The sequence below is a fragment of the Pseudomonas sp. TMB3-21 genome (genome assembly GCF_054898145.1).
Map to the genome: position 1 here is coordinate 3,835,891 of NZ_CM142718.1, position 22,252 is coordinate 3,858,142.

Annotated in this window: 25 protein-coding genes; 19 read left to right on the plus strand and 6 right to left on the minus strand. The window is 60.4% G+C overall.

Annotated features, from left to right (window positions below):
- Position 1 precedes the first annotated feature (1 nt).
- The 10 genes from ACYZTS_RS17580 to ycaC all read left to right on the plus strand — a co-directional run bounded on the left by ACYZTS_RS17580 (position 2) and on the right by ycaC (position 6,785).
- A complete protein-coding gene (locus ACYZTS_RS17580; protein ID WP_461990834.1) occupies positions 2–475 on the plus strand; it encodes a type II secretion system protein in 474 nt (157 codons plus the stop codon).
- Positions 476–477: 2 nt separating this feature from the next.
- Complete coding sequence (locus ACYZTS_RS17585) at positions 478–852, plus strand: type II secretion system protein (RefSeq protein WP_028623243.1); 375 nt, start codon at positions 478–480, stop codon at positions 850–852.
- Entirely contained in the window at positions 827–1,363 is a 537-nt protein-coding gene (locus ACYZTS_RS17590) for a type II secretion system protein (RefSeq protein ID WP_461990836.1), read from the plus strand. Before ACYZTS_RS17585 ends, ACYZTS_RS17590 begins: the two co-directional genes overlap by 26 nt.
- Positions 1,360–1,749: a curli production assembly/transport protein CsgE gene (gene csgE / locus ACYZTS_RS17595; RefSeq protein ID WP_461990837.1), complete on the plus strand. Its 390-nt coding sequence runs from the start codon at positions 1,360–1,362 to the stop codon at positions 1,747–1,749. The genes ACYZTS_RS17590 and csgE overlap by 4 nt, the downstream gene beginning before the upstream one ends.
- Positions 1,746–2,165 carry a curli assembly protein CsgF gene (locus ACYZTS_RS17600; RefSeq protein WP_461990839.1) on the plus strand — a complete coding sequence of 140 codons (420 nt, stop codon included), beginning with the start codon at positions 1,746–1,748 and terminating at the stop codon, positions 2,163–2,165. The genes csgE and ACYZTS_RS17600 overlap by 4 nt, the downstream gene beginning before the upstream one ends.
- A 31-nt stretch (positions 2,166–2,196) precedes the next feature.
- Entirely contained in the window at positions 2,197–3,063 is an 867-nt protein-coding gene (locus ACYZTS_RS17605; protein ID WP_028623247.1) for a CsgG/HfaB family protein, read from the plus strand.
- A 170-nt stretch (positions 3,064–3,233) separates the two neighbouring features.
- Positions 3,234–3,650, plus strand: coding sequence for a DoxX family protein (locus tag ACYZTS_RS17610; RefSeq protein ID WP_028623248.1), 417 nt, complete (start codon positions 3,234–3,236; stop codon positions 3,648–3,650).
- Positions 3,643–4,254 (plus strand): antibiotic biosynthesis monooxygenase, encoded by a 612-nt coding sequence (locus ACYZTS_RS17615; protein WP_461990842.1) that lies wholly within the window; start codon positions 3,643–3,645, stop codon positions 4,252–4,254. Before ACYZTS_RS17610 ends, ACYZTS_RS17615 begins: the two co-directional genes overlap by 8 nt.
- Positions 4,251–6,089, plus strand: coding sequence for an amidohydrolase (locus ACYZTS_RS17620; RefSeq protein ID WP_461990844.1), 1,839 nt, complete (start codon positions 4,251–4,253; stop codon positions 6,087–6,089). Before ACYZTS_RS17615 ends, ACYZTS_RS17620 begins: the two co-directional genes overlap by 4 nt.
- A 69-nt stretch (positions 6,090–6,158) precedes the next feature.
- Positions 6,159–6,785, plus strand: a complete 627-nt coding sequence (gene ycaC / locus ACYZTS_RS17625) for an isochorismate family cysteine hydrolase YcaC (RefSeq protein ID WP_028623251.1) — start codon at positions 6,159–6,161, stop codon at positions 6,783–6,785.
- A gap of 302 nt (positions 6,786–7,087) precedes the next feature.
- Here the strand turns inward: ycaC and ACYZTS_RS17630 are convergent, their stop codons facing one another.
- Both ACYZTS_RS17630 and ACYZTS_RS17635 read right to left on the minus strand, forming a co-directional pair.
- Positions 7,088–8,524 (minus strand): mechanosensitive ion channel domain-containing protein, encoded by a 1,437-nt coding sequence (locus ACYZTS_RS17630; RefSeq protein ID WP_461990846.1) that lies wholly within the window; start codon positions 8,522–8,524, stop codon positions 7,088–7,090.
- A 162-nt stretch (positions 8,525–8,686) separates the two neighbouring features.
- Positions 8,687–9,706, minus strand: coding sequence for an alpha/beta hydrolase (locus tag ACYZTS_RS17635; RefSeq protein ID WP_461990848.1), 1,020 nt, complete (start codon positions 9,704–9,706; stop codon positions 8,687–8,689).
- 135 nt (positions 9,707–9,841) lie between these two features.
- Here ACYZTS_RS17635 and ACYZTS_RS17640 point away from each other — a divergent pair, with 135 nt between their 5' ends.
- Positions 9,842–10,738: a LysR family transcriptional regulator gene (locus ACYZTS_RS17640; RefSeq protein WP_028622632.1), complete on the plus strand. Its 897-nt coding sequence runs from the start codon at positions 9,842–9,844 to the stop codon at positions 10,736–10,738.
- A 15-nt stretch (positions 10,739–10,753) separates the two neighbouring features.
- Here ACYZTS_RS17640 and ACYZTS_RS17645 read toward each other — a convergent pair whose 3' ends face one another.
- Entirely contained in the window at positions 10,754–12,337 is a 1,584-nt protein-coding gene (locus ACYZTS_RS17645; protein WP_461990850.1) for a sensor domain-containing diguanylate cyclase, read from the minus strand.
- A gap of 231 nt (positions 12,338–12,568) precedes the next feature.
- Between ACYZTS_RS17645 and ACYZTS_RS17650 the strand changes: the two genes are divergently transcribed.
- Positions 12,569–12,889: a hypothetical protein gene (locus ACYZTS_RS17650; protein WP_461990852.1), complete on the plus strand. Its 321-nt coding sequence runs from the start codon at positions 12,569–12,571 to the stop codon at positions 12,887–12,889.
- 17 nt (positions 12,890–12,906) lie between these two features.
- Here ACYZTS_RS17650 and ACYZTS_RS17655 read toward each other — a convergent pair whose 3' ends face one another.
- Positions 12,907–14,598: a sensor domain-containing diguanylate cyclase gene (locus ACYZTS_RS17655; RefSeq protein WP_461990854.1), complete on the minus strand. Its 1,692-nt coding sequence runs from the start codon at positions 14,596–14,598 to the stop codon at positions 12,907–12,909.
- Positions 14,599–14,759: 161 nt separating this feature from the next.
- On the opposite strand from ACYZTS_RS17655, the gene ACYZTS_RS17660 reads away from it, so the two are divergent.
- The 3 genes from ACYZTS_RS17660 (at position 14,760) to ACYZTS_RS17670 (ending at position 15,929) form a co-directional block, all read left to right on the plus strand.
- The gene (locus ACYZTS_RS17660) at positions 14,760–15,095 is read left to right on the plus strand and encodes a hypothetical protein (protein ID WP_028622636.1); all 336 of its coding nucleotides are present in this window, start codon (positions 14,760–14,762) and stop codon (positions 15,093–15,095) included.
- A gap of 183 nt (positions 15,096–15,278) precedes the next feature.
- Positions 15,279–15,692, plus strand: coding sequence for a c-type cytochrome (locus ACYZTS_RS17665; RefSeq protein WP_028622637.1), 414 nt, complete (start codon positions 15,279–15,281; stop codon positions 15,690–15,692).
- Between the two features lie 27 nt (positions 15,693–15,719).
- Positions 15,720–15,929: a hypervirulence associated TUDOR domain-containing protein gene (locus ACYZTS_RS17670; RefSeq protein WP_028622638.1), complete on the plus strand. Its 210-nt coding sequence runs from the start codon at positions 15,720–15,722 to the stop codon at positions 15,927–15,929.
- A 122-nt stretch (positions 15,930–16,051) separates the two neighbouring features.
- Here the strand turns inward: ACYZTS_RS17670 and ACYZTS_RS17675 are convergent, their stop codons facing one another.
- Positions 16,052–16,450, minus strand: a complete 399-nt coding sequence (locus ACYZTS_RS17675) for a RidA family protein (protein ID WP_028622639.1) — start codon at positions 16,448–16,450, stop codon at positions 16,052–16,054.
- 114 nt (positions 16,451–16,564) lie between these two features.
- On the opposite strand from ACYZTS_RS17675, the gene ACYZTS_RS17680 reads away from it, so the two are divergent.
- On the plus strand, positions 16,565–17,491 hold the full coding sequence (locus ACYZTS_RS17680; protein ID WP_461990857.1) for a LysR family transcriptional regulator: 927 nt from the start codon (positions 16,565–16,567) through the stop codon (positions 17,489–17,491).
- On the opposite strand, the gene ACYZTS_RS17685 is transcribed toward ACYZTS_RS17680, so the two are convergent.
- Positions 17,427–18,482, minus strand: a complete 1,056-nt coding sequence (locus tag ACYZTS_RS17685) for a LacI family DNA-binding transcriptional regulator (RefSeq protein WP_050483113.1) — start codon at positions 18,480–18,482, stop codon at positions 17,427–17,429. The two genes, ACYZTS_RS17680 and ACYZTS_RS17685, sit on opposite strands and share 65 nt — an antisense overlap.
- A 191-nt stretch (positions 18,483–18,673) precedes the next feature.
- Between ACYZTS_RS17685 and ACYZTS_RS17690 the strand changes: the two genes are divergently transcribed.
- From ACYZTS_RS17690 to ACYZTS_RS17700, 3 genes are read left to right on the plus strand one after another with little or no spacing between them, the layout of a single operon-like run.
- Positions 18,674–19,858, plus strand: coding sequence for a Gfo/Idh/MocA family protein (locus ACYZTS_RS17690; protein ID WP_033050594.1), 1,185 nt, complete (start codon positions 18,674–18,676; stop codon positions 19,856–19,858).
- Between the two features lie 53 nt (positions 19,859–19,911).
- Positions 19,912–20,931: a sugar phosphate isomerase/epimerase family protein gene (locus ACYZTS_RS17695; RefSeq protein ID WP_461996467.1), complete on the plus strand. Its 1,020-nt coding sequence runs from the start codon at positions 19,912–19,914 to the stop codon at positions 20,929–20,931.
- Between the two features lie 55 nt (positions 20,932–20,986).
- Positions 20,987–22,219 (plus strand): nucleoside permease, encoded by a 1,233-nt coding sequence (locus tag ACYZTS_RS17700; protein WP_461990860.1) that lies wholly within the window; start codon positions 20,987–20,989, stop codon positions 22,217–22,219.
- The last annotated feature ends 33 nt before the right edge of the window (positions 22,220–22,252 follow it).

Genomic DNA, 22,252 nt, shown 5'->3' on the forward strand with positions numbered 1-22,252 from the left:
CATGAACGCCTCGCAGCGCGGTTTTACCTTGATCGAAGTCGTGGTGACGCTGGCCCTGATCGGCCTGCTGGCCGGCATGGCTGCGCCCCTGACCGAGACCGTGGTGCGTCGGGGCAAAGAGCAGCAATTGCGTACCGCGCTGTACCAGATTCGCGACGCCATCGACGCCTACAAACGTGCGTTCGACGCCGGGTACATCGAGAAGTCGCTGAACAGCAGCGGTTACCCGCCGAACCTGCAAGTGCTGGTCGAAGGCGTGCGCGATGTGCGCAGTGCCAAAGGTGCCAAGTTCTATTTCCTGCGCCGCGTGCCGCGCGATCCGCTGGCACCGGTCAAGCGTGATGACGAAGGCGGCTGGGGCGTGCGCTCTTATGACAGCACGGCGCTGAACCCGCGCGAGGGCGAGGACGTGTTTGACGTTTACTCGCAATCGCGTGGCAAGGGGCTCAACGGCATCGCGTATCGGGAGTGGTGATCATGACTCGGCAAAAGGGTTTTACCTTGCTCGAACTGATGGTGGTCATGGCAATCATCGCCACCCTGATGACCATCGCCTTGCCGCGTTATTTCAACAGCCTCGAAGCATCGAAAGAGACCACGCTGCGCCAGAGCCTGTCCGCCATGCGCGAGGCGCTCGATCACTATTACGGCGACACCGGGCGCTATCCCGATTCCATCGAGCAGCTGGTGGAGCAGCGCTACCTGCGCAACCCGCCAACCGATCCGATTGCCGAGCGCAAGGACCTTTGGGTGCTGGTCGCGCCGCCGGACGGCGTGGCGGGCGGCGTGGCCGATATCAAAAGCGGTGCCACCGGGAGGGCGCGCGATGGCAGCCTTTATTCCGAGTGGTAAGCCGGCTGGCGAGGAGGGTATCACCTACCTCGGCGTGCTGTTCCTGATCGTGCTGATGGGCATGGGCCTGGCGAGTGCCGGCCAATTGTGGTCGACCGCCTCCAAGCGCGATCGCGAGCGCCAGTTGCTCTGGGTCGGCACCCAATACGCGCAGGCCTTGCGCAGCTATTACCGCAGTTCGCCAGGTCTGGCGCAGTACCCCAGAGAGCTGGCGGACCTTTTGCAGGACGAGCGTTTCCCCAATGCCAAGCCCCACATTCGGCAGCTGTACCCGGACCCGGTTGGCGGCGGCGAATGGACCTTGATGCGTGGGTTTGACGGGCGCATCACTGGCCTCAACAGCCCGTCCACGGACAAGCCGATGAAGCAGGCGGACTTCCCCGCGCAGTGGTCGGATTTCACCGGGATGGCCAGCTACGCGGACTGGCAGTTCGTTGCCGAGAAAGCTTTCCTCGAAGGCGCGCCCGGGCCGAAAGCCCAGCCTGGTGCAGCGCCGGGAGTGCAGCCATGAACAGATTCTGCATCGCCTTGGTCCTGATATTGAGCGCTTCGTTTGCCTCGGCCGCCGAAGAGGACGAACTGCTGGGTTTCGTCGTCGATGACACGATTTCGCACATTGGCCACGAGTTTTATTACGCGTTCACCGAACGCCTGCGCGCCACCAGCCCGATGGATTTCAACCTGGTGGTACGCGAACGACCTTCGGCGCGCTGGGGCAGCCTGGTGACCGTGGAATATCAACAGCGATTGGTTTACCGGCGCTTTCTGCCGCCCAACACCGTCGAGCTGAAGGAGGAGGCGTCCGACGCTGCCGACTGGGTTCGCGGACAGATAGTTCAGCGCAAGCTGGAAGCCTTGTTGCAGGACACCACGGACCTTGAGAGGGACGAATTATGAAAACCAAAACGCTCTCGCAGTGCACCGGCTTATGGATGCTTGGCCTTGTCAGCGGCGGCCTGGTCCAGGCCACGGAGCTGGTTTACACGCCGATCAATCCGTCGTTTGGCGGCAACCCGTTGAACGGCACCTGGCTGCTCAATAACGCGCAATCGCAGAACGACTACGACGACCCCGATCTGAAAAGCCGCTCATCGCTGGCCGGCACCTCAGCGCTGGAGCGCTTCAGCAATCAGTTGGAATCGCGCTTGCTCGGGCAGTTGCTGGACAACATCTCCACCGGCAACACCGGCAGCTTGTCCACCGATGCTTTTATCGTCGATGTGCTCGACGACTCGGGCGCGCTGACGATTGTGGTGACCGATCGGGTGACGGGTGAAATTTCTGAAATCCAGGTGAATGGACTGGCCCCTTGAAGGGGACTCGGGTCGACGGGGAGTGACGGACATGAAAAAAATAATACTGGTTGGGCTGATGCTGGCGGCGTTGCAGGGTTGCAGTTTGCGTGAGCCGATGGGTGCCGAGCAGGACACCGAATCACCGACGCTGACACCACGGGCGTCGACCTATTACGATCTGCTCAACATGCCACGGCCCAAGGGGCGCCTGATGGCGGTGGTCTATGGTTTTCGCGATCAGACCGGGCAATACAAACCGACCCCGGCCAGTTCGTTTTCCACCAGCGTGACCCAGGGCGCGGCGAGCATGCTGATGGATGCGTTGCAGGCGAGCGGCTGGTTTGTGGTGCTGGAACGTGAGGGGCTGCAGAATCTGCTGACCGAGCGCAAGATCATTCGCGCGTCGCAGAAAAAGGCCAATACGCCGGTGAATATTCAGGGTGAGTTGCCGCCGTTGCAGGCGGCGAATCTGATGCTCGAGGGTGGAATCATTGCGTATGACACCAACGTGCGCAGTGGCGGCGAGGGCGCGCGGTATCTGGGGATTGATATTTCCCGGGAGTACCGGGTGGATCAGGTCTCGGTGAACCTCCGTGCGGTAGATGTGCGCAGTGGGCAGGTGTTGGCGAACGTGATGACCAGCAAGACGATTTATTCGGTCGGGCGCAGTGCCGGGGTGTTCAAGTTTATCGAGTTCAAGAAGTTGCTCGAGGCTGAAGTCGGCTACACCACTAACGAGCCGGCGCAGTTGTGTGTGCTGTCGGCGATCGAGTCGGCGGTGGGGCATTTGCTGACGCAGGGGATCGAGCGCAAGTTGTGGGCGGTGGCGGGGGATAACGCGGCTGCGGTGCAGAATGAGACGCTGGATCGGTATCTGGCGCAGAGCAAGATTGTGCCTGAGGAAGAGAATGAGTGATTCTCCGGCCCTGCAGGCGTCGCTCAACCCGCTGTGGGTGAGAGCGGTCATCTGCAAGCTCCTCCGAAAAAAACAGCACGTACATCCAATTTCCCAACCCCCCGACCCGGGCACTATCAAACCATTCCCGGCGCACCCACGCCGGCGGTTTTTTTCTGTGCGGGCGGGCCATGAACACATCGCAATGGGATGAACGCGCTCCCGACCTCGGCTTGCTTTTCCTGCGCGTCAGCGGTGGGCTTTTTTTGCTGTGGGTTCACGGTCTGCCCAAGCTGCTTAACTACAGCGCCGAACTGCAGCTCATCGAAGATCCCTTCAACCTCGGCGCCCACGTCACGTTGATGCTGGCGATATTCGCCGAGGTGTTCTGCCCGTTGCTGATCATCGCAGGGGCGCTGGTACGTCTGGCCTGTCTGCCGATTTTGTCCGTGCTGTTGATCGCGATGTTGGTAGTGCACCCGCAGTGGACCCTCGCCGAAGGGCAGTTCGGTTGGTTACTGTTGATCGTTTTCACCAGCGTTTTTATCGCCGGGCCGGGAAGGCTGGCGCTCAATGTGCGTTTCGCCGGAGCTTTACGTTATGCCTGATTCCATCCAGCCCGAGCTTGCCAAAAAAAGCTTCGATGAAGTCGTGACCCTGGTTATCAAGCACCGGGTCAAGGCCGGTTTTGAAGTGGCTTACGAGGCGTGGTTGCGCAACATTGTCAGCATCGCCGGGCAGCAGGACGGGCACTTAGGTGTCGATGTGATGCGCGGCAAAAACGCCGGCCTCGACCTGTACACCTGCGTGCTGCGCTTTTGCTCCACCGAGGCGATGCAGCGCTGGCTCGATTCACCCCAGCGCCAGGCACTTGTTAACGAAGCCACGCCGATGCTGGCCGATGGCGACCAGACTGAAGTCAACCCGGTCAACGAGTTCTGGTTCGCCCCGGCCGAAGCGGGTTCACCGCCACCGCCACGCTGGAAACAGGCAGTGGTGACGCTGCTGGTGATTCTGCCGCACACGCTGCTGGTGCCGTTGCTCTGGGGACCATTGCTGCAACTGCATGCTTTTCTCTCCAACTACGTGGTCGCGACGTTCCTGATCACGCTGACCATCGTGTTCTCGGTGGTGTATCTGTTCATGCCATTGGCGACGCGCCTGTTCGCGCCCTGGCTGTCTCCCTCCACTCAGCCCAAGGAAACGCGATGAACGCCGACCTGATTTTATTCAATGGCCAATTTCATACCGTTGACCGGGAAAACCCGCGCGCCAGCGCCGTCGCGATCAGCGAAGGTCGCTTTGCCGCCGTCGGTACCGATGCCGAAGCCATGGCCCTGCGTGGTTCCGGCACCCAGGTCATCGACCTCAAGGGCCGTTGCGTCATCCCCGGCCTCAACGACTCGCACCTGCATCTGATCCGTGGCGGGTTGAACTACAACCTCGAACTGCGCTGGGAAGGCGTGCCGTCGGTGGTCGATGCGTTGCGCATGCTCAAGGATCAGGCCGATCGCACGCCGACCCCGCAATGGGTGCGCGTGGTCGGTGGCTGGAACGAATTCCAGTTCGCCGAAAAGCGCATGCCGTCCCTTGAAGAACTCAACCAGGCTGCGCCGGACACCCCGGTGTTTGTCCTGCATTTGTACGACCGCGCTTTGCTCAACCGCGCCGCGCTGCGAGTGGCGGGCTACACGCGCAATACGCCGAATCCACCGGGTGGCGAGATCGTCCGGGACAGCAACGGCGAGCCGACCGGCATGCTGGTCGCTCGACCCAACGCGATGATCCTCTACTCGACGCTGGCCAAGGGGCCGAAGCTGCCGCTGGAATATCAGGTCAACTCGACCCGCCAGTTCATGCGCGAGCTCAACCGCTTGGGCCTTACCAGCGCCATTGATGCCGGCGGTGGTTTCCAGAACTATCCGGACGATTATCAAGTGATCGAGCAGTTGGCCAAGGACCAGCAACTGACTATCCGCATCGCTTACAACCTGTTCACCCAAAAGCCGAAAGAAGAACTCACCGATTTCAAGAACTGGACCAGCAGCGTCACGCTGCATCAGGGCGATGATTACCTGCGCCACAACGGAGCCGGGGAAATGCTGGTGTTTTCCGCGGCGGATTTCGAGGACTTCCTCGAGCCGCGTCCGGACCTGCCGCAAACCATGGAGGACGAGTTGGAGCCGGTGGTCCGCCACCTCGTCGAGCAGCGTTGGCCGTTCCGTTTGCATGCGACCTACAACGAGTCCATCAGCCGCATGCTCGACGTGTTCGAGAAGGTCAACCGCGACATTCCGTTCAACGGTATGCCATGGTTTTTCGATCACGCGGAAACCATCACGCCGCAGAACATCGAGCGGGTGAGGGCGTTGGGTGGCGGCATTGCGATTCAGGATCGCATGGCGTTTCAGGGCGAATATTTTGTCGAGCGTTACGGTGCCAAAGCCGCCGAAGCGACGCCGCCGATCAAGCGCATGTTGGCCGAAGGCGTACCGGTCGGTGCCGGCACCGATGCCACGCGGGTGTCCAGCTACAATCCATGGACTTCGTTGTACTGGATGGTCAGCGGCCGCACGGTCGGCGGGCTGGAACTGCACAGCGAAGGCCTATCGCGCCAGACCGCGCTGGAATTGTTCACCCACGGCAGCGCCTGGTTCTCTTCCGAACAGGGCAAGAAAGGCATGATCAAGGTCGGGCAACTGGCTGACCTTGCAGCGTTGAGCGCGGATTTTTTCAGCGTCGACGAAGAAGCGATCAAGTGGATCGAGTCACTGTTGACTGTGGTCGGCGGCAAGGTGGTGTACGCCGCCGGAGATTTCGAAAAACTCGGCCCGGCCAGCGTACCGGTGCTGCCGGACTGGTCGCCGGTGGCCAAGGTGCCGGGACACTGGCGGCCGACTTCTCCGATGCAGGCGCAGGTGCACCATTGCAGCGGGCCGTGTGGCGTGCACGCGCACAGCCATGACCGCGCGCGTTTGTCGAATGCGCCGGTGAGTGACTTTGCCGGTTTCTGGGGCGCCTTCGGCTGCTCGTGTTTCGCTTTCTGATGAACATGATAAAGCGTCGGCCCGACGTGCCGGCGCTGCCAGCGACAACCATCCCTCGAGGAGTTTCACATGAGCAATGTTCCCTACAAACGCCTGAACAAAGACGACGCTGTGGTGCTGTTGGTAGACCACCAGACCGGTCTGATCTCGCTGGTGCAGGATTTCTCGCCCAATGAATTCAAGAACAACGTGCTGGCCCTGGGCGACGTCGCCAAGTTTTTCAAACTGCCGACCATCCTCACCACCAGTTTTGAAAACGGCCCGAACGGCCCGATGGTTCCTGAGTTGAAAGAGCAGTTCCCGGATGCGCCGTACATTCCGCGTCCAGGCCAGATCAATGCCTGGGACAACGAAGATTTTGTCAAAGCGGTGAAAGCCACCGGTCGCAAGCAATTGATCATCGCCGGTGTGGTGACTGACGTGTGCGTGACGTTCCCGACCCTGTCGGCACTGGCTGAAGGCTTTGATGTATTTGTGGTCACCGACGCTTCCGGCACGTTCAATGAAACCGTGCAGCAAGCTGCTTGGGCGCGCATGACTGCGGCCGGTGCGCAACTGGTCAACTGGTTCTCGGTGGCGTGCGAGCTGCAGGGCGACTGGCGCAACGACATGGAAGGCCTGGCGAACCTGCTGTCGCCGCGCATTCCAAACTACCGCAACCTGATGAACAGCTACTCGGTGCTGAGCGCGAAGTAAGTCCTGTGGCGAAAAAAATGCCCGCCATTGTGCGGGCATTTTTTTCAGTCTCAAGGTGAGGGGAGTCTCTGTGGCGAGGGCTTTTCTAGTGATCTGCTTTTGTGGTGCTGATCTTTTGTGATGATGAGATTTTGTGATGATGAGATTTTGTGGCGAGGGAGCTTGCTCCCGCTGGGTTGCGAAGCAGCCCCCTTGTTACAAAAAAGCAGGGGACCGCTACGCAGTCCAGCGGGAGCAAGCTCCCTCGCCACAAGAACTGTCTTGCTTGCACAATAATCTTGTGGCCAGCTGATTAGCCAAAACTACGTCGGCTGACGCTTCTGCAACCAACTGAGAAACCCACCTTTCTTGATCTGCACCGGCTTGGCCAGCAACGCCTGTCGGCTGTTTTGCTGGCGCACCGCTTGCAGTTTGTTCAGTGCCCGGCTCACTTCGGTGCGTTGCTCCATGACATTGCGCGTCAGGGTTTTGTCGATGCGGTAGATGATGCACGAGGTCAGTGTGGTGAAGGTTGCCTGCGACGGTGTATCAGCGAGGATGCTTTGTTCGCCCATGACTTCGCTCGGGCCCATGCGGCCGGCTTCAATGTGCCCGCTGCCGTCGGGCACGGTGGCGCTGACCACACCGGTAGCAACCACCATCAGACTGTCCGGCACTTCGCCCAGATCCAGCACCACTTGGCCCGCTGCATATTGCTGGGCAACCATCGACTGCGCCAGTTGATCGCGTTCGTCCTGACTCAGTGAACGGAAGATTTTCACCTCATCGAGCAGGGCACGGGCACGGGTCGTCGGTTCGATCACGCCATCGAGCTGACGGGAAATACCCGCCGCTTCAAGGTGCCGGTGCGCCAGGTCGAACAGCTGATTGCGCACTTCACTCTTTTTCCCGAGCTCGGCGATGAAACCGCTCGCAACGTACTCGGACATGGTTTCGCCGGTCTCTTTGAGCACGACTTTTGGTGCCGGATCAAGCAGCAAACGGCTGCTGCCTTGCAGCGTGCGCTCCAGCGCATCAAGCACTCGACGCGGGCGAATGTGATTGGGCACCATGATGCTGATCGACACGCCGTGCCGGTCATTGGGCCGACTGAGATTGACGATCTTGGCCTTGGCCGCTACAGAATTCGGGATCACCGCCGTGCTGCCGGCGCTGGTGAGCAGGTGAGTGGCGCGCCAGTCGATGTCGAGCACCTTGCCTTCGACGCCGTCGATTGCGATCCAGTCATCCACTTGATACGGCTTGGTGGTGTTGAGGACGATCCCGGAAAACACGTCGCTCAAGGTGCTTTGCAACGCCAGACCGACAACGATTGCGACGACCCCCGAGGTCGCCAGCAAACCTTTCACCGGCAGTTCCAGCACGTAACCCGCCGCTGCGACGATGGCGATCAGGAACACCAGCGCGCCGATGACATCCTGCAACAACCGACCGCTGTGACCGATGCGCCGCATCAGCACCAGGCCGATCACTTCGGTGAGGACCCGCGCAGCGTACAGCCACCAGAGAATCCCCAGCGCCGTGGCGCCCAATTGCGCCACGCGATCCTCGGCCAAAAGCGGCGCCTGCAAGGGGCTGACGCCAGCGTTGATGATCAGCGCGCTGAACAGCACAAACAACGCCAGACGCACGCCGACGCGAGTGACGCGATGGGTGAACGGCGCCACATGCCAGAGCACGGTGTCGATCACCAGCAACAGGGCACTCCAGGACAGCAGGTGAGCGAGGAAGAAGGACATGGGAACTCCAGACGGCGGGGAGGAGAGGGAGAAGAGTGCGCAATCGCTTTTCGTAGGAGCCGGCTTGCTGGCGATGGCGCATTTGCGGGCGCCTTCGCCAGCAAGCCGGCTCCTACAGAACAGCAGCTTCGCCACACATTGCTGGTGGCGAAGGGGGAGCATTCAGTTCAAATGCGTCTTCAGCTCCAGTGCCGCCTGACGCACCGCAGCCTTCACTTCCGGGATCTGGCTCAGCGGGTTCAGCAGCCCGAAGTCGTGAATCATCCCGTTGTATCGCACCGCCGTGACTGGCACGCCCGCCGCGTCGAGATGGCGGGCATAGGCTTCGCCTTCGTCGCGCAACACGTCGAACTCGGCGGTCTGCACCAGCGCGGCGGGCAAGCCCTTGAGCTGGTCGGCGCTGGCCTGCAACGGCGAGGCGTGAATCTGTGCGCGCTCGCTGGCGTCGGTGGTGTAGTTGTCCCAGAACCACTTCATCATGTTTTTGGTCAGGAAGTGGCCCTCGGCAAATTGCTGGTAAGAACCGCTGTCGAACTGCGCATTGGTCACTGGCCACATCAACAATTGAAACCGAATCGCCGGCGTTTTCTGTTCTTTGGCCATCAAGGCCACGACCGCCGCCATGTTGCCGCCGACGCTGTTGCCGGCCACCGCAAGACGCTTGCCGTCGACGCCAATCTCCTTGCCATGCTCGGCCACCCAGCGGGTCGCGGCGTAGGCCTGGTTGATCGCGGTCGGGTACTGCGCTTCTGGCGACGGCGTGTAATCGACGTACACCGCCACCGCACCGGAGCCGACTACCAGGTCGCGGATCAGACGTTGGTGAGTGGGGTAATCGCCCAATACCCAGCCGCCACCGTGGAAGAACATGAACACCGGCAACTTGCCTTTGACCTTGGCCGGGCGGACGATTTTCAGCTTGATGGTTTGGCCGTCAACCTTGATCGCACGCTCGCTGACATCTACACCCGACAGGTCGACCTTCACCGATGCTTGCGCGCCGGTCAGTACGGCCCGTGCGTCTTTCGGGCTCAGCTGTTCAAGCGGTTTGCCACCACCAGCGGCGAGCGCTTCGAGGAACGCCTGGGTGTTGTGCTCGACACCCGGGCTACCGGCGGCGGATGCATTGCCGACGGCGAGAGCGAGGAAGGATGCGGCCAAGGTTTTTTTGACGATGTTCATCGAGTAAATCCTTTTTAATTAATCTGTGAGGTCACATGGAGGTGGGCTTCATCAGCACCGTGGACACAGATTAATAGGATGCTCGAAAGTGAAAAAGCCGCTATAACGTGTTTGACTGTCAACCAAGGCGTGACAATGAACCCTTTCGAAGATATGCGTATTTTTTGCCAGGTCATGGACTCCGGCAGCTTCACCGCGGCCGCTGATCAGCTCGGCCTGTCCAAGCAATTCGTCAGCCGTCGCCTGATGCAGCTTGAAGAACGTTTGGGTGTGCGCCTGCTCAACCGCTCGACCCGACGTCTCGACGTCACGCCCCTGGGGCAGAGCTACTACGAGTCAGCATTGCGCTTGCTCGGTGATGTCGAGCAAGTCGAGCAGGGCATCGCCGGGCAGACCAGCGAGCCGCGCGGGACGATCCGGGTCAGTGCGCCGCTGTCCTTTGCACTGGCGCATCTGGGCTGTTTGCTGCCACTGTTTTTGCAGCGCTACCGGGACGTCACTGTTGAAGTGGACTTGAGTGATCGCTCGGTGGATTTGCTCGGCGAAGGCTATGACCTGGCGCTGCGCATTGGCGTTCTTGAAGATTCAACGCTGATTGCCCGGCGGATTGCCTCTGTGGATCGTGTGTATTGCGCCAGCCCAGCGTATCTGAAGGAGCGCGGTACGCCGCTCAAGCCTGAGGATTTGCAGGGGCACGATTGTTTGCCTTATGGCCATGGTCGACAGGTGCAATGGCGTTTCGAAGGGCCGGGCAAGCCGCTGGCAGTGAATGTCGCCGGGCGGATGCGGGTCAATAATGGCGAGGTGCTCAAGGACGCGGCGGTGGCGGGCCTCGGGATTACGTATCTGCCGACGTTCATTGTCGGGGCGGCGTTGCGAGAGGGGAGCCTGGTCACCGTACTGGATGAGTTTCGCACAGGACCGCTGACATTGTCCGCGGTGTATCCGCAGCATCGTCAGGGCTCAAGGCCAGTGCAGGCGTTGGTGGAATTTCTGCGCGAGCGTCTGGATCGCGAGGACTGCCCGCTATAAGCGCCAGGCCGGCATTTATCCACCGCTGGATCGCTCAACCGGCCGGTCATCCGAACACCAACGGTTGCGGCCTTGCTGCTTGGCCAGATACAGGCAGCGGTCAGCCGATTTGAGTAACGTCGCCGAGGTCACCTCAGTCGTGGCCGGGTGCCCCGTGGTGATGCCCGCGCTGGCCGTGACTTTGCCCAACGGATGCCCGGAGTGCTCGATATTCAGTGCACGAATGGCCTGCAGGATTTCTTCGGCCACTCGCACTGCGCCGGCGCTGTCGGTATTAGGCAGCAGCACGGTGAATTCTTCGCCACCGTAGCGGGCGGCAAGGTCACCGGGGCGTTTGACCGCTTGCTGGATCGCGCGGCCGACGGCGCCTAGGCAGTCATCACCGGCGGCGTGGCCATAGGCATCGTTGTAGCGTTTGAAGTGATCGACATCGAGCATGATCAGCGCGAGCGCTGAGCCCTGACGTTTTGCCAGACGGATTTCATCGATCAGCGCCGCATCCAGGCGCCGACGGTTGCCCAGGCCAGTGAGACTGTCTGTCAGCGCCATTTCCCGCATGGCCTGATGCGCGTGCCGTATCTCACGGGCCATGGCCATTCTCTGGCGAAGCTGGCTGAGCACGATCAAGCCGAAGACCGTCAGAACCAGAATCAGGAAAACCAGCACCAACCCGGATTTCAGCAGGTCCCGCCACCACGGGGCCGTGATCGAATCGCGTGAAAGTCCGGCTTCGACAACAAGCGGGTAGGTGCTCAGCGCGCGGTAGCCGTAGAGACGATCCGTGTGGTCGACAACCGCTTTGACTTCCGCGACGCCTTCGTTGGAGATGGGCAGATAGCGCCTGAAGATCTCACTGTTCGCCAGGCTTTTACCCACCACGGACTCGATGAACGGGCGTCTCACCAAAATCGTGCCATCGCGCAGGGCCAGAACCAGCGCGCCCTTGTCGTCAATCTTGAAGTCGCCGTAGTAATCGACGAAATAACTGACCTTAATTGTCCCCAGCAGCACGCCCGCGAAGGAACCATCGGGGTTATTCAGGCGGCGTGAGATAGGGATGATCAGATCGTCGGTGGAGCGGCTTCTGACTACTTTGCCGATGCGTACATTGCGATCGTCATGCGTGCGGTGGTACTGGAAATAATCACGGTCGGCGTTGTTGGCCGGTTCTGGAGTCTCTTGCTTGTCGGTGACGATCCACTGGCCATCTGCGCCGTACACAAACAACCCGTGCAGCTGCGGCATGATCTTCGATTGCTGAACCAGCAGATTGTGAATACGCGCGACGTTGATATTTTGCAGGCCGTCGCCTTCCACGCGCTCGCTCAGGGCAGCGGTCAGTATGTCCACCTGCCGGATGGCATCTTCCGCGTGTTGGGCCGTGGCGCGTGCGAGGTTCGTCACGGAGCCCCGGGCCGTTGCGAAAGCCGAGCGATAGTCGCGCCAGATCCGCCAGCCCTCGACGGTTACGAAGGCCATGATGACCAGCAGCATGAAGCTGACGATCAGGCGGAATGTTGCGCCGGCCCTGACCGGTTTCGGTGCTGCGGTTCCAGGCGGGATTGTTGGCGGTGACTTCGGCTGTTGGCGGCCAGGCATCGACGAATCCTTTTCCTACGGGCTGGTGCAATCCGCTGCGGCACTCATACCGGGGGTTGGTAATGCGTTGCAGTTAGAGACAGGGATGCCTGCGGTTAGTGCCTGTCCGTGCTGATAACCGTAGTCCATCAAGGGCAATGTGATCTGGATCACATGCCGCCTGCTGATTGTCGATCTGCTACCTTGTGCGCGAATGAGCGAGTTCATGCCGTTGCAACAGGAGTATCGAAGATGAACCCGACGACGCCGGACGGTCGCTATTTTGTGGTCAAGGAACAATTATGGCGCTGCTCTGATCCTTCCCTGAGCGAGGAAGCGCGGCAGCAACTCGTCGACGAATTGATGGCCGCGCGCTGTGAGGTCAAGGCTGCGAAAGCCAGCGGCGACCCCGCGCACATGAAGGCGGCCAGAGCACGGGTGCAAACCGCCAAGGTAGGGCTGGGCGAGCGGGGCCCCGTCTGGTGGGACGACGGCAGTCCCGACTTCAATCGGCACAAGGTTGCCAATACGCCCTATGCACACTGGTACAACGCCCTGAAAACGACGATTTGATAAATCGGCAGCGGGCGTCAGGAAATAATCGGTTTGCCGCTGTCTCCCGAATTGAACGCCACCGTGTTTCGTCCCGCGCGCTTCGCTTCATACAGCTGTTGATCGGCTCTCTTGATCAGCGCCGTCGTGGTGCCGTCCGACAGCCTTGCCAGACCGACACCAATGCTGACGGTGACTTTGCCCACCGTATCGAAAGTCGCCCCGGCAATCGCAGCGCGTATCTTCTCGGCAACGACCTCCGGGCTCTCCGGCGCTTCGATATCCGGCAGCAGCACTGCGAACTCCTCACCGCCGTAACGGGCAACGAAATCGGTGACGCGGGTGCTGCTCTGAATCAGTTGGGCCAATTGCCGCAGCACGTCATCGCCGACGTCATGACCGTAAGTGTCGTTGATATTTTTGAAGTGGTCGGCGTCGATCACCAGCAAGGCGAACGTGCGCCCGGTGCGCTGAAACAGCAGGCTGTACTCGGCCAGTTTTTCATCAAAACGTCGACGGTTGAACGCGCCGGTCAGGGCATCGTGGGTCGCCAGTTTCAACAGCTCGGCGTTGGCCTCGGTAAGGGCGGCGGTGCGTTGCGCGACTGTGGCTTCGAGCGAGGCGTTGGCCTCCTGCAGTTCGCGTTCCTTGCCGAGCAACGATTGAGTCATGCCATGCATCGACTGGCCCAGCTGGGCAATTTCCCGTACCGGGTGATTCAGCGAAAACGTCGCCCCGGCTTGCTGGTTTTGCACGCGTAGGGCTGACCTGGCCAGTTGCTCGATGGGACGGCTCAGGGACAGGGCCAGGTAATAGGCGACCAAGGCGAAGACAATCGCCGCCGCTACGCCCAGCATCAGCAGTTCGTAAAACAGCACGCGCGCGGGCTGTAGCGCAATGTCCAGCGGCTGGCGGACGGCGATGTACCAGGTCAGGTCGGTGCCCGCCGGCGTAGGCACAGCAACAATGCTGGTGAGGAAGCCGTTGCCCACCGACCAGCCAGGCGTTGTGCCGGCGTCGCTCGACATTGTCGGCAGGTTGGACAGCTGTTCACCCATGAGATTTTCCGGGTACAGCACCTTACCGTCGTGGTCGACAATCAGCGCTTCGACGTCCGGCATCGCGCCTTTGCGCACCGCTGAATCGACGATCCGGGTCACCCAGCTCCAATGCGCGTGGGCGCCCAGCACCCCGACCACCTGGCCACGATTATCGAGAATCGGCGCGGCGAAATCGATGAAACGCAGCGGCTCGCCTGTTGCATTACCCGGTAACAACTTGGCGAGCAAAACAGCCTCGTGCGGGTCGCCTGTGTAGGCGCCGCGCAAGCCGGCCTGGAACCATGGCCGCGCCTGCACCGATTGGCCGACCAGCAAGCCGCTCGCCGCCTGGCGTACACGCCCTTCGGCATCGGCCACGCCCATCCAGGCATATTCGGCGCGGGATTGTGAGCGCAATTCCATCGACGTCAGGATGTCCGGATCGTCCAGGTTGCCACGTCTGAACAGCGGGGCGCGGCTCAGCAGCGAAACTTCCAGTTGCCGTTCGTGCAACTGCGCGCCCAGCAGTTCTGAAGCTGAACGAGCAGTGCTCAAGAGCGCATTGCCACTGGCCTGTTTCATCTGCCCGGTGGCGATGTGGCCGACGTAGAAGCCCACGCTCAGCAAGGTGAGCAACGACAAACCGGCAAACCATATAGTGAGGCGGCTACGCAAACTGGCTTTGATCATGAGCACATTCTGACGGCAGGAGTGGCGGCATGGTATGCGCAAAGAAAGGTCGCTGCCAGTGCCTCGGACGGCTATCGAGCGATATCATCTGGCCATCTTTTCCGCTAGAGTGTGCGCCGCCCGAGAGATGGATCCCGGGCGTTTTCTCATGGAGTTACTCAGTGAATTACCTCAGCAAAGTGCTTGCCGTCAGCGTCTTGGGTTTGATCATGACAGGCTGCACCGGCGTCCCGATGAAGTCCCGTCAGTACGACGCCAGCCAATACACCGTGATTGGCCATAGCGAAGCGAGCGCCACCGGCATGCTGCTGTTCGGCTGCATCCCGATTCGCCATAACAACCGTTTCATCCGCGCCCAAGAAGCCGCGATCAAAGCCAAGGGCGGCGACGCACTGATCAACACCCAGGTCCAGGAAAACTGGTTCTGGGCGTACGTACTGACCGGCTACACCACCACGGTGTCCGGCGATGTGATCAAGTTGAAAAACGCTCAGTAATGGCATTGGCTCGCCTGCAAGCGAGCGGATGGTGAAAAACTCCGCTGGCTGAAAAGCCGGGGAGCCACAGAAAAAGCCCTGCAGGTTTGCGCCTGCGGGGCTTTTTTGGTTTTCGTGTGTGAGAACATGGCGAATACTTTGGGCATTCTTTGCACACTTGGAACAACCGATCTGGACCTCTACATGAACAAAGCCTCACTCACCACCTGCACTTTGGCGCTCATTACCTCACTGTTCGGCCAGCAGGCCTACGCTGCCGGTGATGCCGAGGACGGCGGGAAACTGTTCAAGCGGATCTGCGGTGGTTGTCATCAGGTGGGTGAGTCGGCGCGGGGTTCCTTTGGTCCGCAGCTCAACGGTATTTTCGGGCGGGCATCCGGCAGCACTACCGACTATGTCTACTCCGACGCGATGAAAGCTGCCGGTATCGTCTGGACCCGCGAAACCCTGACTGCCTACCTCGAAGATCCCAAAGCGGTGGTGCCCGGCACTCGCATGATTTTCTGGGGCATGAGCGATGCGCAGAAGATCGATGATGTGTTGGCGTATCTTGAAACGTTCCAGCCGCCCGAGGTGTCGGATTTAGCAATCCCCTGACCATTGCTGTGACTGCAGGAGAACACCATGACCCCTTCATTCAAGGTTGGCGACGCTGTCCACTGGAACTCCGAGGCTGGCCAGATCCATGGCAAGGTCACCAAGGTGCACGTCAAAGACGTCGAGTTCATGGGCAAACATCGGCCGGCCTCACGCGACGAACCTCAATACGAGGTCAAGAGCGACAAGACCGGCCGCCTGGCGATGCATCACGCAGGCGCACTGCACCGCGTTTGACAGCCAGGGCGAGGCACCGAGTGTACACCCTCAAAACAACCGAAGCCTGACACCCCGCCATCGCGAGCAAGCTCGGCTCCTACAGATCTTGCGTACGCCAGTCTAAGGGCAAGACGCCCACATCACCCCTGCGGCAACTTCGCAATTACCTTGATCTCGAAATCAAACCCGTACAGCCAGGTCACACCGACGCACGTAATATTCGGAAACGGGGCGTTGCCCCAAAACTCCGGCACGATGCTCCAGATCTGTTCGAACTTTGAGGCCGGATCAACGATAAACACCGTCACATCCACCACGTCGTCAAACGTACAACCGGCTGCCTCCAGAACGGCGTTGAGATTTTGAAACGCTCGCCGTACCTGCGTGTCCAGTTCCGGCTCGGGTGAGCCGTCTTCACGGCTGCCAACCTGCCCGGACACAAACATGAAGCCATTGGCGCGAACCGCCGGTGAGTAACGGTTGAGCTCGTAAAGCGCTTGGCGGCCAGCTGGAAAAACTACATCGCGGGTATTGGTCATGTTGTGGTCTCCTCGGTTAACGATGAAGAGACTTTAAGGGGCTTGTACCCACGGGATAAACCAGCAACTCTAGCCATCACTGTTTGTAAAACTCAAACAATCCCGGGAATGTAAATGGACCGTTTCGATGCGATGCAAGCGTTTGCCCGAGTGGTCGAAACGGGCAGTTTCACCAAGGCGGCGGACACCTTGCACATGAGCAAGACCAGCGTGACGCAACTGGTCCAGCAACTGGAGGCCAGGCTGCGCGTCAAATTGCTCAACCGCACCACGCGCAAGGTCAACGTAACCGCCGACGGCGCGGCATTCTACGAGCGTGCGGTCAAACTGCTGGCTGATCTGGATGATGCCGAGACGGGTTTGTCTGCCGCAGCAGCATTGCCTCGCGGCCGATTACGGGTGGACGTGCCCAGCCCGTTTGCACGGATGATTCTGATGCCGGCGCTGCCGGATTTTCACGCGCGCTACCCGGACATCCAGATCGACATGGGCGTCAGCGACCGGATCGTCGATCTGATCCGCGAGAACGTCGACTGCGTGGTGCGCGGCGGTGAACTGACCGACCAATCGCTGATGGCGCGGCGGATCGGTGATCTGCAGCTTGGCGTGTTCGCAGCGCCCGGTTATCTGCAACGCCTGGGCACGCCCATGCACCCGCAGGCGCTCGAGGATTCGGCTCACCGGATCGTCGGCTACTTATGGGCGCGCACCGGCAAAGCGCTGCCGTATGCCATGCGCCGGGGCGACGAGAGCGTTCACGTCAACGGGCGCTACGTGTTGGCGGTTGACGATGGCAATGCCTACCTCGCGGCGGGCCTGGCCGGGATGGGCGTGTTGTGGTTGCCCGACTACATGTCCAGGGCGCACGTCGCGCGAGGCGAACTGGTGCCGTTGTTCGAGGACTGGCGACTCGATCCGATGCCCATGTACGTGGCCTTCCCGCCGAATCGGCACATCAGCCTCAAACTGCGCGTGTTCATCGACTGGATCGCCGAGTTGATGGAGCAACACGCCCCGGTGACTGATCGTCGCGCGCTTTGACAGCCGCCGTGCTGTTACGCAAGGTCAACTCGAAGGGCAGGATCACATGCCGTTGTTCAAGCGGCTTTTTCTCGATCAGCGCGATCAGCATTTCCACGGCTTTGCGCCCAAAAATTTCGGCCGGTTGCGCAATGGTCGTCAGCGGCGGGTCGCAGTATTGCGCGAAAGGAATGTCGTCAAAGCCCACCAATGAAATGTCCTCGGGCACGCGCAGGCCCAATTGCTTGATGCGCTTCAACGCGCCGATGGCCATTTCATCGTTTTCACAAAACAGCGCCGTGGGGCGGTCGGAGAGGGCGAGCATTTCAGCGGCGCCGTCCTGACCGGCCTTCAAAGTGAAATCACCGTGGCAGATCAGGCCGGTGTCGCTGGCGATACCCGCCTCGCGCAACGCATCCTGATAGCCGGCCACGCGGTCGCGGGTCAGCGGGCTGCTTTTGGGGCCTTTGATCAGGCCGATGCGGCGGTGGCCCAGTTCAATCAGGTGCTCGGTCATTGCCTTGGCAGCGGCGCGGTTGTCGAGACTGATGGTGGGGTGGCGTCCGCCTTGAATCACTTCGCAGGCATTGACGATCGGTGGGGTTTCGGCGCTGGGGAAGGGCGCTTCGAACGGGTCATAGGCGCGCAACTGAATCACGCCGTCGGCCTGATGGGCGTACACCAGCTCGGCGAATTCCCGTTCGATTTCTTCGCGCCCCTGGGTATCGCACAGCAACAGCCGATAGCCGGCGAGCTGAGCGGCCTGTTGCGCGCCGCTGATCACCCGGGCGAAAAACGTATTGGCGATGGCCGGCACCAGGATCACCAGATTGCCGGTGCGCCGCGAGCGAAACTGCACGGCCATCAGATTCGGACGATAGCCAGCCTGTTCCACAGCGGCATTGACCTTGTCCCGCGTCTCCGGGAGCACCCGTTCCGGCGACTTCAGGGTTCGCGATACCGTCGCCACCGAGACCCCGGCAAGGCGGGCTACTTCACGGATATTGGACAAGTTCACCTCGTTGAACACAGTGCGGCCGGCGAGTTTAACGCAGCGACACAGAAGCCTGAAATGTGCCGGCGTTGGCCAGCCAGTGTTTGACACCCCGTAAAACTCAGCTTAAATTTCGCCCATGATGTAACCGGTTACATCGTCAACTGAGCTTAAGCCTGAAACTGCCGGAAAAACAGAGAAGCGTTGCGATGAATGTTCCAGTGGCAAAAATAAGAATCGGGTTTGTCGGCGGTGGCGAAGGCGCCTTCATCGGCCAGGCTCACCGTCAGGCGGCCGGTCTCGACGGGCGTTTCGAGCTGGTGTGCGGCGCGTTCAGTCGCGATACGTGCAACAACCAAAGCACCGGTGCGCAGCTTGGGCTTGAGGCTTCACGCTGTTACAGCGATTGGCAGCAGCTGCTTGATAGCGAATCCGCGCTGCCGGCCGAGCAGCGCATGGAACTGCTGATCATCGTCACGCCCAATCATCTGCACGCACCAATTGCCACTCAGGCATTAAAAGCGGGCTTCCATGTGTTCAGCGAAAAACCCGCGGCACTGAACCTGGCCGAGGTGCTTGCGCTGAAAACAGTGGTGCAAGACAGCAAACGTCTTTATGGCCTGGCCCACACCTACCTCGGTTATCCGATGGTCTGGCAGGCACGGCAGATGGTTCGCGATGGCGCGATTGGCACCCTGCGCAAGGTCATCGTTGAATACCCGCAAGGCTGGCTGAGCGAGGATGTCGCGGGGCAGGGCAACAAGCAGGCGGGCTGGCGCGATCAGCCGGAGCATTCCGGCTTGGGCGGTTGCATTGGCGACATCGGCACCCACGCTTTTTCCTTGGCCGAGTTCGTCGCGGATCAACCGGTCACGCAATTGTGCGCGATGCTCAATATCCATGTAGCCACCCGGCAACTGGACGATGACGCCGCCATGCTGCTGAAGATGGCTGACGGCGCGAGCGGTGTGCTGATCGCCAGCCAGGTTTGCGCGGGCGAAGAAAACCCGTTGAAGATCCGTGTTTATGGCGAAAAGGGCGGTCTTGAATGGCGCCAGGAAGAACCGGCGAGCCTGATCCATCGTGCCCTCGATCAGCCAATGCGCGTCCTGCGTTCCGGTGTCGGCCAGCCGTGGCTGTGTGAAGCCGCAACCCAGCGGATGCGCCTGCCTGCAGGCCATCCCGAAGGTTATCTGGAAGCCATGGCCAATCTCTACGGCGATTTCGCCACGGCCATTCGCAGCAAGGTCACCGGCAATGAGGCGCCCGGCGTACCCGGCATTGATGTCGGATTGCGCGGCATGGCGTTCATCGAAGCGGCAATCGCCAATCACCGTGGCAACACCAAGTGGACCGACCTGGTCTGCCCACGCACCCGGAGCACCCAACCGTGAACGCTACTGCACAGCCAGGCCTGCGCGGCCCGGGAATATTTCTCGCGCAATTCATGTCCGCCGAAGCGCCATTCGATACCTTGAGCAATATCGCTCACTGGGCCGCTTCACAAGGCTACAAGGCGATTCAGCTACCGACGCTGGGCACGCAATTCATCGACCTCGCCCGTGCGGCCGACAACCAGGAATACTGCGACGAACTCAAAGCCGTATGCGCACAAGCCGGTGTCGAGATCAGCGAATTGTCGACGCACCTGCAGGGCCAACTGGTGGCCGTGCACCCGGCGTTTGACGCACTGTTCGACGACTTCGCCCCGGCGCATTTGCGCGGTCAGCCGCCAGCACGGACCGAATGGGCGATCGACCAGTTGAAGCTGGCGGCGCGTGCCAGTCAGCGCTTGGGATTGACCGCGCACGCGACATTTTCCGGGGCGCTGCTGTGGCCCTACCTGTACCCGTGGCCGCAGCGGCCGAGCGGTTTGGTCGAACAGGGGTTCACCGAATTGGCCAAGCGTTGGCTGCCGATCCTCGACTGCTTCGAAGAGGCCGGCGTTGACCTGTGCTACGAAATTCACCCCGGCGAAGACCTGCATGACGGCGCCTCGTTCGAGCGTTTCCTTGAGGCGGTCGATCACCACCCACGCGCCGCGATCCTGTACGACCCGAGTCACCTGCTGCTGCAGCAAATGGACTACCTGGGCTTCATTGATCGCTATCACGAGCGGATCCGCATGTTCCACGTCAAGGACGCCGAATTCCGCCCCGACGCGCGCTCCGGTGTGTATGGCGGTTATCAGGGCTGGGTTGATCGGCCGGGGCGCTTCCGCTCGCTGGGCGATGGCCAGATCGACTTCAAATCCATCTTCAGCAAACTCACCCAATACGATTTCGCCGGTTGGGCAGTGCTGGAGTGGGAATGCTGCCTGAAGGACTCCGCGCAGGGCGCTGCGCAAGGGGCTGCCTTCATCGAGCAACACATGATCAACAAGACGCAAAAGGCTTTCGACGATTTTGTCAGCGTGCAATCCGACGAAGGTTTCAATCGACGCTTGCTGGGATTGCCTGACGCCTGACGGGCGCCGCAATCATCATTATCCAACAACAAAAACAATAAGACGGTGACCCGTTATGACCACGATGAAAGCGCGCTTGAGCGCCATGATGTTCCTGCAGTTTTTTATCTGGGGCGGCTGGTTCGTCACCCTCGGAACCTTCCTCGCCAGCAATCTGGGCGCCACTGGCGGGCAGATCGGTATGGCGTTCTCGACCCAGTCCTGGGGCGCGATCATCGCCCCGTTCGTGATCGGGCTGATCGCTGACCGTTTTTTCAATGCTGAACGGATCCTCGCCGTGCTGCATCTGGTGGGCGCGGTGCTGCTGTATCAGCTCTACGCAGCGCCGGACTTCAGCACTTTTTATCCGTTCGTGCTGGCTTACATGATGATCTACATGCCGACTCTGGCACTGGTGAATTCGGTCGCGTTCCGCCAGATGAGCGACCCGGCGGCGGAGTTTTCGCGCATCCGTGTGTGGGGCACCATCGGCTGGATCGTGGCCGGCGTGGTGATCAGTTTTGTCTTTGCCTGGGATTCGCAGGGGGCCATTTCTTCGGGCGGTTTGCGCAATACTTTCCTGATGTCGGCAATTGCTTCACTGGTGTTGGGTCTGTACAGCTTCACCCTGCCGCGCACCGCACCGTTGCCGCCTGAAACCGGCAGCGGCGGGCTCAAGCAAATGCTCGGCCTGGACGCATTGGGTTTGCTCAAGGATCGCAGTTACCTGGTGTTTTTCATTGCGTCGATCCTGATCTGCATTCCGCTGGCGTTTTATTACCAGAACGCCAATCCGTTTCTGGCAGAAATCGGCGTGACCAATCCGACCGCGAAGATGGCCATCGGGCAAGTGTCCGAAGTGCTGTTCATGTTGCTGTTGCCGCTGTTCATTCACCGATTCGGCATCAAGATTGCGTTGCTGGTGGGCATGCTGGCCTGGGCGCTGCGCTATGTGCTGTTCGCCTTCGGCAATAACGGTGATTTGGCGTTCATGCTGTTCACCGGCATCGCGCTGCACGGCATCTGCTATGACTTCTTTTTCGTCTCGGGGCAGATTTACACCGATGCAAAAGCGTCGGAGCGCTTCAGAAGTTCGGCTCAAGGGCTGATTACTTTGGCGACTTATGGCTTGGGCATGCTGATCGGTTTCTGGGTGGCCGGGCAGGTAACCGACCACTACGCAATGGCCGACGGACATGACTGGAAGAGCATCTGGCTGTTCCCGGCGGGTTTTGCCCTGGCGATATTTTTCTGTTTCGGCCTGGCCTTCAAAGGACGCGAGGCGAAGGTAGCGCAAGCGAGCGTTTGAGTTTGCCGAGAAAATGTACGTCGGTGTACAGGT

Bases quoted from the DNA above. Each gene is read 5' to 3' on its own strand.
- ACYZTS_RS17580 (WP_461990834.1), top strand. From the start codon at position 2: ATGAACGCCTCGCAGCGCGGTTTTACCTTGATCGAAGTCGTGGTGACG.
- ACYZTS_RS17585 (WP_028623243.1), top strand. From the start codon at position 478: ATGACTCGGCAAAAGGGTTTTACCTTGCTCGAACTGATGGTGGTCATG.
- ACYZTS_RS17590 (WP_461990836.1), top strand. From the start codon at position 827: ATGGCAGCCTTTATTCCGAGTGGTAAGCCGGCTGGCGAGGAGGGTATC.
- csgE (WP_461990837.1), top strand. From the start codon at position 1,360: ATGAACAGATTCTGCATCGCCTTGGTCCTGATATTGAGCGCTTCGTTT.
- ACYZTS_RS17600 (WP_461990839.1), top strand. From the start codon at position 1,746: ATGAAAACCAAAACGCTCTCGCAGTGCACCGGCTTATGGATGCTTGGC.
- ACYZTS_RS17605 (WP_028623247.1), top strand. From the start codon at position 2,197: ATGAAAAAAATAATACTGGTTGGGCTGATGCTGGCGGCGTTGCAGGGT.
- ACYZTS_RS17610 (WP_028623248.1), top strand. From the start codon at position 3,234: ATGAACACATCGCAATGGGATGAACGCGCTCCCGACCTCGGCTTGCTT.
- ACYZTS_RS17615 (WP_461990842.1), top strand. From the start codon at position 3,643: ATGCCTGATTCCATCCAGCCCGAGCTTGCCAAAAAAAGCTTCGATGAA.
- ACYZTS_RS17620 (WP_461990844.1), top strand. From the start codon at position 4,251: ATGAACGCCGACCTGATTTTATTCAATGGCCAATTTCATACCGTTGAC.
- ycaC (WP_028623251.1), top strand. From the start codon at position 6,159: ATGAGCAATGTTCCCTACAAACGCCTGAACAAAGACGACGCTGTGGTG.
- ACYZTS_RS17630 (WP_461990846.1), bottom strand. From the start codon at position 8,524: ATGTCCTTCTTCCTCGCTCACCTGCTGTCCTGGAGTGCCCTGTTGCTG.
- ACYZTS_RS17635 (WP_461990848.1), bottom strand. From the start codon at position 9,706: ATGAACATCGTCAAAAAAACCTTGGCCGCATCCTTCCTCGCTCTCGCC.
- ACYZTS_RS17640 (WP_028622632.1), top strand. From the start codon at position 9,842: ATGAACCCTTTCGAAGATATGCGTATTTTTTGCCAGGTCATGGACTCC.
- ACYZTS_RS17645 (WP_461990850.1), bottom strand. From the start codon at position 12,337: ATGCCTGGCCGCCAACAGCCGAAGTCACCGCCAACAATCCCGCCTGGA.
- ACYZTS_RS17650 (WP_461990852.1), top strand. From the start codon at position 12,569: ATGAACCCGACGACGCCGGACGGTCGCTATTTTGTGGTCAAGGAACAA.
- ACYZTS_RS17655 (WP_461990854.1), bottom strand. From the start codon at position 14,598: ATGATCAAAGCCAGTTTGCGTAGCCGCCTCACTATATGGTTTGCCGGT.
- ACYZTS_RS17665 (WP_028622637.1), top strand. From the start codon at position 15,279: ATGAACAAAGCCTCACTCACCACCTGCACTTTGGCGCTCATTACCTCA.
- ACYZTS_RS17670 (WP_028622638.1), top strand. From the start codon at position 15,720: ATGACCCCTTCATTCAAGGTTGGCGACGCTGTCCACTGGAACTCCGAG.
- ACYZTS_RS17675 (WP_028622639.1), bottom strand. From the start codon at position 16,450: ATGACCAATACCCGCGATGTAGTTTTTCCAGCTGGCCGCCAAGCGCTT.
- ACYZTS_RS17680 (WP_461990857.1), top strand. From the start codon at position 16,565: ATGGACCGTTTCGATGCGATGCAAGCGTTTGCCCGAGTGGTCGAAACG.
- ACYZTS_RS17690 (WP_033050594.1), top strand. From the start codon at position 18,674: ATGAATGTTCCAGTGGCAAAAATAAGAATCGGGTTTGTCGGCGGTGGC.
- ACYZTS_RS17695 (WP_461996467.1), top strand. From the start codon at position 19,912: ATGTCCGCCGAAGCGCCATTCGATACCTTGAGCAATATCGCTCACTGG.
- ACYZTS_RS17700 (WP_461990860.1), top strand. From the start codon at position 20,987: ATGACCACGATGAAAGCGCGCTTGAGCGCCATGATGTTCCTGCAGTTT.